The following is a 10,337-nucleotide window of genomic DNA, read 5'->3' as shown; positions in this document are numbered from 1 at the left end:
TCTTTTAAGGGATACGGCGTTCAACTCGATCTACACTTAGGCGATCGTCGGCAGCTTCAGATGTGTATAAGCGACAGCTCTCCCCCCCAAGACGCCACACGCAGCCGGCAGAGGAGTCACAGTGAACACCACCGGCAGTCAGATCTACCGGGCCGAGGTACTGGCTGAAGGCCCCGTCGACGGGCACATGAAGCGTGTCTGCCTCGGTAGGCACCAGACACCGTCAGCCGCAGACGCCCTCCACTGGCTCCGGGTCCAGGCCGTCCGCGTCGCCGACGGCCTGGACCTGGACCCGCGCACGCCCTGGCTGGCCGGCCGATCGCTGCGCACCGTACCGGATGCCCTGGCCGACGTTCCGACCGAGTTTCGGCAGTGGTGTGCGGACCCGGATCGGCAGCTTTGGGCGCTGAGACAGTTGGAGGAAGGCGTGCCGGTGGTGGTGGCCGCCACCGACCACACCGGCCGTTACTCCCTGACTGCCTGGCCTGCGGCCTCTCACGTGGCCCGGCCCTCGTCCCGGCGGCACCTCCACCGCAAGCGCCGACCGCTGGCGGCCCTCGTCGCTCGGCTCGCGGGCTGAGCGCCCAGACTCCCCCCCCTGCCGCTTCCTGGCCGGCCGGGGCGGGTTGCACATCCGCGCACGATCCACAGAGAAGGGTCAGACAGTGACATCGACCGCGCAAGTGTTAGCCGAGGCCACCACCATTCGACTGCTGTGGCTGGACCTCACCCGGAAGTGCCAGCTCACGTGCTCGCACTGCTACAACGAGTCGGGCCCCGAAGGACGCCACGGCACCATGACCCGCGAGGCTTGGATCAGCGTCCTTGACCAGGCCGCTGGCTGCGGCGTTACCGACGTGCAGTTCATTGGCGGTGAGCCGACCATGCACCCCGACTTCGCGGAGCTGGTGGACCATGCGCTGACGATCGGCCTGCGCGTGGAGGTCTACAGCAACCTCGTACACGTCCCGCCGAAGCGCTGGGAACTGTTCCAGCGCGATGGCCTGTCCCTGGCTACCTCCTACTACTCGGCGAAGGCCGAGGAACACGACGCGCGGACCGGCCGCCGCTCCCACGATCGCACCCGGGCCAACATCCACAAGGCCGTACAGCTCGGCATCCCACTGCGCGCCGGGATCGTCGCCGATTCCGGACAGCAGATCGCCGAAGCACGCCGAGACCTGGAATCGCTCGGTGTCAAGCGGATCGGCGCGGACCGCGTCCGGGAGTTCGGACGCGCCTCCAGCACCCCGAAGCCGGATGTGGCCGGCCTGTGTGGCGGGTGTGGTGACGGCCGGGCGGTGATCGACCCGACCGGCACCGTCGCGCCTTGTGTCTTCTCCACCTGGATGGGTGTCGGCAACGTCCACGATGCCTCACTCGCCTCTATCCTGAGCGGTCCCGCCTTCTCCGAAGCGGTCGACTCCCTCCGAGCCGACTGGGGGAAGAAGGACAAGGACAACGACCAAGGCCAGAACCAGCCGTGTCATCCTGACTGCGTCCCGAAGAACCCATGTGACCCGAGGTGCGCACCGAACGATGCGTGCCGTCCGGGTGCACCGCTCAGCGAATGCAGGCCGAAGAACTGACGTAACCGAGGAGACTCGACGTGGGTGACCTGCCCGACGGCCACTTCAGACATCTGATCCTGCCGTACACCGGTAAAGTCACCCACGTTCGGGTTCCGGCCCGGGGGTTCAGTTCCGACTTCTCCGCAGTCATCGACAGCGAGAAGGGGCGGTTCTTCGTCAAGGCGATGTTCAACCGCCCCGGGGGGCGGAAGGCCTCCATCCTCCGGGAGCGGGCTATCAACCCCCACGTACAGCCTCTCTCACCCCGACTGTTGTGGAGCGTTGACGGAGACGACGCCGGGTGGATCATCCTCGGCTTCGAGGCCATCGAGGAGCGCGGCCTTGACTTCGAGCCGGGTTCGCCGGACCTCCCCCTCGCCGTTGACCTCCTCAACCGGGCAGCCAGGCTGGAGTTGCCCGACGTCGCACGGGACTGGCGGGAAGACCGGTGGGACGCCTACGTGAGCAGCAAAGGCGAGCTAGGGCTTCTCCGCGGTGACGCCCTGCTGCACACCGACATCAACCCAGCCAACCTGACGGTAGGAGAAGCGGGCTCGTGGATTATCGACTGGTCGTGGCCCACCCGCGGGCCCGGCTTCATCGACCCGGCCTGTTTCGTCGTGCAGCTGATCGCCGCCGGCCACAGCCCCGAGTCCGCCGAGTCCTGGGCTGCCGGCTGCACCGCATGGACGAGTGCCGATCCGAGGGCGATCGACGTGTTCGCTGTGGCCGATCTGCGCATGCACCGGCGGTTCATCGAGCGGAATCCCAGTGAATCCTGGCTCGCCGCGATGCTCGCGGCAACGGAGGCATGGGCCTCCCACCGGGGTGTATCTGCATAGCACCGCCCGGGGCCCGGGCGTCATCAGGCGGCGGCCGGACCCGGCGTCCACCGCGGCCAGGTAGCGGTCTGATCGTCGCTCCCGTGTAGTGCGTCTTCGGTTCGGCGCGGACATCGCGCGAGCGGATGCGGTGGTACAGCCGGCCGGTGGCCGGATCGAGGGCGGTGAGCATGTGCCGCACACCTTGTGCGCCGCCGCCTCGCCGTAACGAGCGAACGCCCGTCATGGCGAGGGCGATCCGCACACAGGCGCCGCCGGATGCGGCAGGACCGTCCCGCGCCACCGCCGGGGCGGTGCGGGACGGTCCTGGGGAGGGTGCGGGCCGAGGGGTGGTCAGTCCTCCGAGCGGTCCGAGCGGTCGTAGGAGCTGGTGCCCGAGTCCAGCAGCGGTTCCTGGTTCTTCAGGTGCGCCGGGGCCAGGGCCCGCAGCACGTGGTAGCCGGTGATCACCACGATGGTGCCCAGCGCGATGCCGCTCAGCTCGAAGTTGTCGCTGATCTTCAGGCCGACGCCGCCGACGCCGATGATCACGCCCGCCGCCACCGGCACCAGGTTCAGCGGGTTGCGCAGGTCCACCTTGTTGTGCACCCAGATCTGGGCGCCCAGCAGGCCGATCATGCCGTAGAGGATCACCGTGATGCCGCCCAGTACGCCGCCCGGGATGGCCGCGACCACCGCGCCGAACTTCGGGCACAGGCCGAACAGCAGCGCGAAGCAGGCGGCGGCCCAGTAGGCGGCGGTGGAGTAGACCCGGGTGGCCGCCATCACGCCGATGTTCTCGGAGTAGGTGGTGTTGGCCGGGCCGCCGACCGCGGTGGAGAGCATGGTCGCCACGCCGTCCGCCGAGATGGCGGTGCCCAGCTTGTCGTCCAGCGGGTCGTCGATCATCTCGCCGACCGCCTTGACGTGCCCGGCGTTCTCCGCGATCAGCGCGATCACCACGGGCAGCGCGACCAGGATGGCCGACCAGTGGAAGGTCGGGCCGTGCAGCGTGGGGAACCCGAACCAGTCGGCCTTGCCCACCGCGGACAGGTCCAGCCGCCAGTGGTCCACGGCCTCGCCGCCGCCGTTCACCGAGTGGATCTTGCCGAAGATCCGGTCCAGGGACCAGGACAGCGCATAGCCGAAGACCAGCCCGAGGAAGATCGCGATCCGCGACCAGAAGCCGCGCAGGCAGACCACCGCGAGGCCGGTGAAGAGCATGGTCAGCAGGGCGGTCCACTGGTCCGTCGGCCAGTAGGTGTGGGCCGTCACCGGCGCCAGGTTGAAGCCGATCAGCATCACCACCGCGCCGGTGACCACCGGCGGCATGGCGGCGTGGATGATCCGCGCGCCGAACTTCCGCACCGCCAGCCCGGCGAGCAGCAGCGCGGCGCCGACCACGAAGATCGCGCCGGTGACCGCGGCGCTGCCGCCGCCCTGTGCCCGGATCACCGCGGCCACACCCACGAACGACAGGCTGCATCCCAGATAGCTGGGCACCCGGCCGCGGGTGGCCAGCAGGAACAGCATGGTGGCGACGCCGGACATCATGATCGCCAGGTTGGGGTCCAGGCCCATCAGCACCGGGGCGACGAAGGAGGCGCCGAACATCGCCACCACGTGCTGCGCGCCCAGCCCGGCCGTACGCGGCCAGGAGAGCCGCTCATCGGGTCTGACCACGGCCCCCGGGGCGGGAGTGCGCCCATCGCCGTGCAGGGTCCAGCGCACGCCCAGGCCCATGACTGCTCCACTTCGTCCAGTTCATTTTCAGAAAAATGTGATCGAAAATGCGAAAATATTCGAAGCCGATCGGAGCAATGTTACGGGGCGAGCGGCGCGCTGCCTTCCGTCCCGAGAGGTGGCGCCGTCCGTCCGACGAGGTCAGGGGCCTCCGGCGCGGCGGACCGCGCGCCGCCCCACCCCGGTGACCCAGGCCACAGGGTGATGGCCTGCAGAGACGCCGAGGACGCATGGCACACTGGTGGCGTACCAGTGACGTCAGCGCACTCCGGGGTCGGTGAAAGTCCGAGCCGGCGGTTACAGTCCGCGACCCGTCCGCCGCCAGCGGCCGGTTGACCAGGTGAAATTCCTGGACCGACGGTGAAAGTCCGGATGGGAGGCAGTGCGCGGCGGGTTTGGCACCGGTGCGTCGCGCTCCGGCGGACCCTCCCCAGGGACGGTTCCGTGTTCCGGTCGTGCCGCCTCGGCGACGCCTCTTCCCGCTCTCTGTCCTTCGACAGCCCCGGAGTCCGCGCCCCTTGAGGCAGGAGGACCCGGTGGCCACCGCAGCCGAAACCCGCGCGATGCGCCGAGCCGTGGAGCTCGCCGCCCGCGGCCTCGGCCACACCAGCCCCAACCCGGTCGTCGGCTGCGTCATCCTCGACGCCGCCGGAGAGATCGCCGGCGAGGGCTGGCACCGCCGCGCCGGCGGCCCGCACGCCGAGGTGCACGCGCTGCGCGCGGCCGGGGAACGGGCCCGCGGCGGCACCGCCCTCGTCACCCTCGAACCCTGCAACCACACCGGGCGCACCGGCCCCTGCGCACAGGCCCTGATCGCCGCCGGGGTGGCCCGGGTGGTCTACGCGGTGGCCGACCCGACCCCCACCGCCACCGGCGGCGCCGCCACCCTGCGGGCCGCCGGCGTGGAGGTCGAGGGCGGTCTGCTGGACGAGGAGGCCGCCGCCGGCAACGAGGCCTGGCTCACCTCGGTGCGCCACGGCCGGCCGTTCGTGCTGTGGAAGTACGCCGCCACCCTGGACGGACGCAGCGCCGCGGCCGACGGCACCAGCCGCTGGATCACCTCCCCCGAGTCCCGCGCCGATGTGCACCGGCTGCGCGCCCAGGCGGACGCGGTCCTGGTCGGCTCCGGCACCGCGCGCGCCGACGACCCCCAACTGGCCGCCCGTACCGGCGACGGCGAGGTGACCCAGCCGCTGCGCGTGGTGCTCGACACCGAGGGCACCGCCGTACGCCCCGGAGCCCGGGTCCTGGACGGCACGGCGCCCACCCTGATCGCGGTCGGCCCGGACGCCGGGACCGCACTGCCGGCCGGCCTGGCCGAGGTGGTGCGGCTGCCCCGCGCCACGGACGGCCGCGGCCTGGACCTCGGCGCCCTGCTGGCCGCGCTGTACGACCGCGGCGTCCGCTCCGTCCTGCTGGAAGGCGGCCCCACGCTGGCGGGTGCCTTCCTGGCCGCCGGCGCCGTGGACAAGGTGGTGGGCTACCTCGCCCCGGTGCTGCTGGGCGAGGGCCCGGCCGCCCTGGCGGGGGCCGGAATCACCACGATCACCCAGGCGTTGCGCCTCGATGTGGCCGAGACCACGAGAATCGGCCCGGATCTTCGGATCACCGCTGTACCCGTACCACCCGCCATTGAGTCCGACACTGATCAGCACAGGGAGAACTGACGTGTTCACGGGAATCGTTGAAGAGCTGGGTGAGGTCGTCGCCGTCGAGAACCTGGAGGACTCCTCCCGTTTCCGACTCCGCGGCCCGCTGGTCACCCAGGGCGCCAAGCACGGTGACTCCATCGCGGTCAACGGTGTCTGCCTGACCGTCGTGGAGACCGCCGACGGCGAGTTCACCGCCGATGTGATGGCCGAGACCCTGAACCGCTCCAGCCTCGGCGCGCTGGCCGCCGGCTCCCGGGTGAACCTGGAGCGCCCGATGGAGCTGGGTGGGCGCCTCGGCGGCCACCTGGTGCAGGGTCATGTGGACGGCACCGGGACCATCGCCGAGCGCACCCCGGCCGAGCACTGGGAGATCGTGAAGATCTCGCTGCCGGCCCACCTCGCCCGCTATGTGGTGGACAAGGGCTCCATCACCGTGGACGGCATCAGCCTCACCGTGGTCGAGGCCACCGACAGCTACTTCACCGTCAGCCTCATCCCGACCACCCTCGACCTCACCACGCTCGGCACCAAGCAGGTCGGCGACCCGGTCAACCTGGAGGTCGACGTGGTCGCCAAGTACGTCGAGCGGATGCTGGGCGACCGCGCGCAGGACCGTGAGAAGAAGGACCCGGACGAGTGAGTGCCACCACGACCGGCGCCCTCGGGTGGCTGAACACCGAGGCGGGCCAGGTGCTCGGCCAGCACATCCTCTGGTCGGACATGATCGGCAACATCCTGGGCCTGGTCGCCCTCGCGCTGGGCTGGCGGCGGTCCCTGTGGACCTGGCCCGCCCAGCTCGCCTCCGGCCTGGTGCTGGTCGCCGCCTACTCCGCCGCGCACCTCAGCGGCGGAGTGGGCAAGCAGCTGCTGGTCATCGCGGTCGCCGGCTGGGGCTGGCGGCGCTGGCGGAACGGCCGCACCGAGGCCGCCGGCCGCGCCGCCGGCGGCGCGGTGGCGGTCCGGTTCGCCACCGGGCGGGAGCGGATCGCCCTGCTGGCCGGCACCGCCGCCGGCACCCTGGCGGTGGGCGCGCTGTTCACCGCCCTGCCCCAGCTGTCCTGGAACCCCTGGCCGGACGCGTACATCTTCACCGGCACCCTTGCCGCGATGGTCGCCCAGGCCCGCGGACTGGTGGAATTCTGGTTCGCCTGGTTGCTGGTGGACCTGGTCGGCGTTCCGCTGGCGTTCAGCAGCGGACTGGCCTTCTCCGGTCTGGTCTACGTGATCTACCTCGCCCTGGTGCTGTGGGGCGCCCGCGACTGGTGGCTGCGCTCCAGGGCGCGTACCGCCGCCCCGGCGCCCGTTTGGGAAGGAGCGCTGTCGTGAGCCAGCCGGAAGTCAACGAAGGAGGCCGGGCATGACCGTCCTGGACACCGTGCGGAACTGGACCGACGACCTGGTCCTGGACCCCGTCGAGCGGGCGATCGCCGAGATCGCCGCGGGACGGCCGGTGGTCGTCGTCGACGACGAGGACCGCGAGAACGAAGGCGACCTGATCGTCGCCGCCGAGAAGGTGACCCCCGAGACCGTCGCCTTCATGATGAGCGAGTGCCGCGGCCTGATCTGCGCCACCCTGGAGGGCCCCGACCTGGACCGGCTGGACCTGCCGCAGATGGTGCGGCAGAACACCGAGTCCATGGGCACCGCCTTCACCGTCTCGGTGGACGCCACCGCCCGGCACGGGGTCGGCACCGGGATCAGCGCCGCCGACCGGGCCACCACCCTGAGGCTGCTCGCCGACCCGCACAGCGCGCCCGAGGACTTCGCCCGGCCCGGCCATGTCTTCCCGCTGCGCGCCCGCCCCGGCGGCGTGCTGGTGCGCAACGGCCACACCGAGGCCGGCGTGGACCTCGCCCGGCTGGCCGGACTCCGCCCCGCCGCCGCGATCGTGGAGATCGCCGGCGAGGACGGGGTGATGCTCCGGCTGCCCGAGCTGGTCGCCTTCGCCCGCCGGCACGGCCTGGCGATCATCTCGATCGAGGACCTGATCGCCTACCGCCGCACCTCCGAGCCCACCGTGCGCCGGGAGGCCGAGACCCGGCTGCCCACCGCCGTCGGGGACTTCCGCGCGTACGGCTACCGCTCGACCGTGGACGGCGTGGAGCATGTGGCCCTGGTCGCCGGGGACCTCGGCGACGGCCAGGACGTACTGGTGCGGGTCCACTCCGAGTGCCTGACCGGCGACGTCTTCGGCTCGCTGCGCTGCGACTGCGGCCCCCAGCTGCACACCGCGCTGGAGCGGATCGCCGCCGAGGGCCGGGGCGTGGTGCTCTACCTGCGCGGCCACGAGGGGCGCGGCATCGGGCTGATGTCCAAGCTGCGCGCCTACGAACTCCAGGAGCTGGGCCGGGACACCCTGGACGCCAACCTGGAGCTCGGCCTGCCCGCGGACGCCCGCGACTACGCGGCCGGCGCGCAGATGCTCACCGACCTCGGCGTGCGGTCACTGCGGCTGATGACCAACAACCCGGACAAGTCGGCCGCCCTGACGCGGCACGGGCTGCGGGTCACCGGCCGGGAGCCGATGCCGGTCCAGGCCGGGGAGCACAATGTCCGCTATCTGCGGACAAAGCGGGACAGGATGGGGCATGACCTGCCCTGGTTGGACGAGGAGCCCTCCGCGTCGGCCACGACCCCCTGACTCCTCAACAACCTTTCAAGCACCTGAGCCACCAGGAACCCGCCGGCGCGCGCCGTCATCCGCGCGCCCGACCACGGCTCAGCACCACCAGCACCACCAGCACAAGACGACCAGGATCGAGGAAAGACGTGAGCGGTAAGGGCGCCCCCGAGCTGACCGTGAGGAACTGCGGCGACCTGCGTGTGGCCGTGGTGGCCGCACAGTGGCACACCCAGGTGATGGACGGGCTGATCGCCGGCGCCCTGCGCGCGCTGAGCGAGCTCGGCATCGACGAACCCACCCTGCTGAGGGTGCCCGGCAGCTTCGAGCTGCCGGTGGTCGCCAAGGTGCTGGCAGGGCGGGGCTATGACGCGGTGGTCGCCCTCGGCGTGGTCATCCGCGGCGGCACCCCGCACTTCGAGTACGTCTGCCAGGGCGTCACCCAGGGCCTCACCCAGGTCAGCGTGGACACCGGCGTGCCCATCGGCTTCGGCGTACTGACCTGCGACACCGAGGAGCAGGCCCTGGACCGCGCGGGCCTGCCGGGCTCCCAGGAGGACAAGGGCCACGAGGCGGTCACCGCGGCGGTGGCCACCGCCGCCACCCTGCGCACCGTCGCCGAGCCCTGGCGCTGATCCGGGCGGCGACCCCAGTACGCTAGGACCACCATGGCCAACAAGACATTCGAGGAGCTCTTCACCGAGCTCCGGCAGAAGGCCGCCACCGGCGACCCCAGCACCTCCCGCACCGCAGAGCTGGTGGACAAGGGGGTGCACGCGATCGGCAAGAAGGTCGTCGAAGAGGCCGCCGAGGTCTGGATGGCCGCCGAGTACGAGGGCGCGGACCGCACCGCCGAGGAGATCTCCCAGCTGCTGTACCACCTCCAGGTGATGATGGTCGCCCGGGGGATCTCACTCGACGACGTATACGCTCACCTCTGACCGCCGCCCGCCGCCCGCCGGCCGTCGCACCCACTGCCCCACCGCACCGCCCGAACACCCCGACGCACGAAGGAAACCGCTCTCATGCTGCGCATCGCCGTCCCCAACAAGGGTTCACTGTCCGAGCCTGCGTCGGCGATGCTCCATGAGGCCGGCTACCGGCAGCGCGCCGACCGCAAGGAACTGGTCCTGGTCGACGCGGACAACGAGGTCGAGTTCTTCTTCCTGCGCCCGCGCGACATCGCCGTCTACGTCGGCTCCGGCCGGCTGGACATCGGCATCACCGGCCGGGACCTGCTGCTCGACTCCGGCTCCCAGGCCGAGGAGATCATGCAGCTGGGCTTCGCCGGCTCCACCTTCCGCTACGCCACCCGCCCCGGCACCGCCAAGGACGTCGGCGACTTCGGCGGCATGACCATCGCCACCTCCTTCTCCGGCCTGGTCACCCAGCACCTCGCCGAACACGGGGTGGACGCCTCGGTGGTGCACCTGGACGGCGCCGTGGAGACCGCCATCCAGCTGGGCGTCGCGGAGATCATCGCGGATGTGGTGGAGACCGGCACCACCCTGCGCAACGCCGGCCTGGAGGTCATCGGCGAGCCGATCCTGGAGTCCGAGGCCGTGGTGATCCGCCGCACCGGCGCTCCGCTGGACGACCCCAAGGTGCAGCAGTTCCTCCGCCGGATGCACGGCGTCCTGGTCGCCCGCCGCTACGTGATGATGGACTACGACATCCGGGTCGAGCAGGTGGAGCGCGCGGTGGCGCTCACCCCCGGCCTGGAGTCGCCCACCGTCTCCCCGCTGCACCACGAGGGTTGGGTCGCGGTCCGCTCCATGGTGCCCTCCAAGGACGCCCAGCGGATCATGGACGAGCTGTACGAGCTGGGCGCCCGCGCGATCCTGACCACCGGCATCCACGCCTGCCGCCTGTGACGTCCGGCCGCACCCCCGCCCCCAGCCGCTGACGAAAGACCGACGCCGTGTCCGCC

General features: G+C 71.2%; 11 protein-coding genes and 1 riboswitch. Of the genes, 10 read left to right on the top strand and 1 reads right to left on the bottom strand.

The features are described 5' to 3' along the window. Nucleotides 1-121: 121 nt before the first annotated feature. From E4099_RS22480 to E4099_RS22470, 3 genes are all read left to right on the top strand, one after another. Nucleotides 122-580 carry a hypothetical protein gene (locus E4099_RS22480; protein ID WP_135340919.1) on the top strand — a complete coding sequence of 153 codons (459 nt, stop codon included), beginning with the start codon at nt 122-124 and terminating at the stop codon, nt 578-580. A gap of 85 nt (nt 581-665) precedes the next feature. After that, on the top strand, nt 666-1,589 hold the full coding sequence (locus tag E4099_RS22475) for a radical SAM/SPASM domain-containing protein (RefSeq protein ID WP_135340918.1): 924 nt from the start codon (nt 666-668) through the stop codon (nt 1,587-1,589). A gap of 20 nt (nt 1,590-1,609) precedes the next feature. Further along, nucleotides 1,610-2,413 (top strand): protein kinase, encoded by an 804-nt coding sequence (locus E4099_RS22470; RefSeq protein ID WP_135340917.1) that lies wholly within the window; start codon nt 1,610-1,612, stop codon nt 2,411-2,413. A gap of 333 nt (nt 2,414-2,746) precedes the next feature. Here E4099_RS22470 and E4099_RS22465 read toward each other — a convergent pair whose 3' ends face one another. Next, nucleotides 2,747-4,135, bottom strand: coding sequence for a uracil-xanthine permease family protein (locus tag E4099_RS22465; RefSeq protein WP_135340916.1), 1,389 nt, complete (start codon nt 4,133-4,135; stop codon nt 2,747-2,749). 259 nt (nt 4,136-4,394) lie between these two features. Next, a riboswitch (FMN riboswitch) is annotated at nt 4,395-4,525 on the top strand. A 146-nt stretch (nt 4,526-4,671) separates the two neighbouring features. On the opposite strand from E4099_RS22465, the gene ribD reads away from it, so the two are divergent. The 7 genes from ribD (at nt 4,672) to hisG (ending at nt 10,281) form a co-directional block, all read left to right on the top strand. Then, nucleotides 4,672-5,802, top strand: coding sequence for a bifunctional diaminohydroxyphosphoribosylaminopyrimidine deaminase/5-amino-6-(5-phosphoribosylamino)uracil reductase RibD (gene ribD, locus E4099_RS22460; protein ID WP_135340915.1), 1,131 nt, complete (start codon nt 4,672-4,674; stop codon nt 5,800-5,802). Between the two features lies 1 nt (nt 5,803). Then, nucleotides 5,804-6,427: a riboflavin synthase gene (locus tag E4099_RS22455; RefSeq protein WP_135340914.1), complete on the top strand. Its 624-nt coding sequence runs from the start codon at nt 5,804-5,806 to the stop codon at nt 6,425-6,427. Next, nucleotides 6,424-7,113, top strand: a complete 690-nt coding sequence (locus E4099_RS22450) for a nicotinamide mononucleotide transporter family protein (protein WP_245245080.1) — start codon at nt 6,424-6,426, stop codon at nt 7,111-7,113. Before E4099_RS22455 ends, E4099_RS22450 begins: the two co-directional genes overlap by 4 nt. Nucleotides 7,114-7,144: 31 nt before the next feature. Further along, entirely contained in the window at nt 7,145-8,428 is a 1,284-nt protein-coding gene (locus E4099_RS22445) for a bifunctional 3,4-dihydroxy-2-butanone-4-phosphate synthase/GTP cyclohydrolase II (protein WP_135340913.1), read from the top strand. Nucleotides 8,429-8,556: 128 nt separating this feature from the next. After that, a complete protein-coding gene (gene ribH, locus E4099_RS22440; RefSeq protein ID WP_135340912.1) occupies nt 8,557-9,042 on the top strand; it encodes a 6,7-dimethyl-8-ribityllumazine synthase in 486 nt (161 codons plus the stop codon). 33 nt (nt 9,043-9,075) lie between these two features. Then, nucleotides 9,076-9,348: a phosphoribosyl-ATP diphosphatase gene (locus tag E4099_RS22435; RefSeq protein ID WP_135340911.1), complete on the top strand. Its 273-nt coding sequence runs from the start codon at nt 9,076-9,078 to the stop codon at nt 9,346-9,348. An 84-nt stretch (nt 9,349-9,432) separates the two neighbouring features. Beyond that, nucleotides 9,433-10,281 carry an ATP phosphoribosyltransferase gene (hisG, locus tag E4099_RS22430; protein WP_135340910.1) on the top strand — a complete coding sequence of 283 codons (849 nt, stop codon included), beginning with the start codon at nt 9,433-9,435 and terminating at the stop codon, nt 10,279-10,281. The last annotated feature ends 56 nt before the right edge of the window (nt 10,282-10,337 follow it).

Origin of the sequence: Streptomyces palmae, assembly GCF_004684805.1 — a bacterium.
GTDB lineage: Bacteria > Actinomycetota > Actinomycetes > Streptomycetales > Streptomycetaceae > Streptomyces > Streptomyces palmae.
Note: the sequence above shows the minus strand (reverse complement) of the source record. Positions and strands in the feature narration are given on the sequence as shown.

What these genes read in the sequence shown, in the direction of transcription:
- E4099_RS22465 (WP_135340916.1), bottom strand. Translation starts at nt 4,135, where the DNA reads ATGGGCCTGGGCGTGCGCTGGACCCTGCACGGCGATGGGCGCACTCCC.
- E4099_RS22445 (WP_135340913.1), top strand. Translation starts at nt 7,145, where the DNA reads ATGACCGTCCTGGACACCGTGCGGAACTGGACCGACGACCTGGTCCTG.
- E4099_RS22435 (WP_135340911.1), top strand. Translation starts at nt 9,076, where the DNA reads ATGGCCAACAAGACATTCGAGGAGCTCTTCACCGAGCTCCGGCAGAAG.
- hisG (WP_135340910.1), top strand. Translation starts at nt 9,433, where the DNA reads ATGCTGCGCATCGCCGTCCCCAACAAGGGTTCACTGTCCGAGCCTGCG.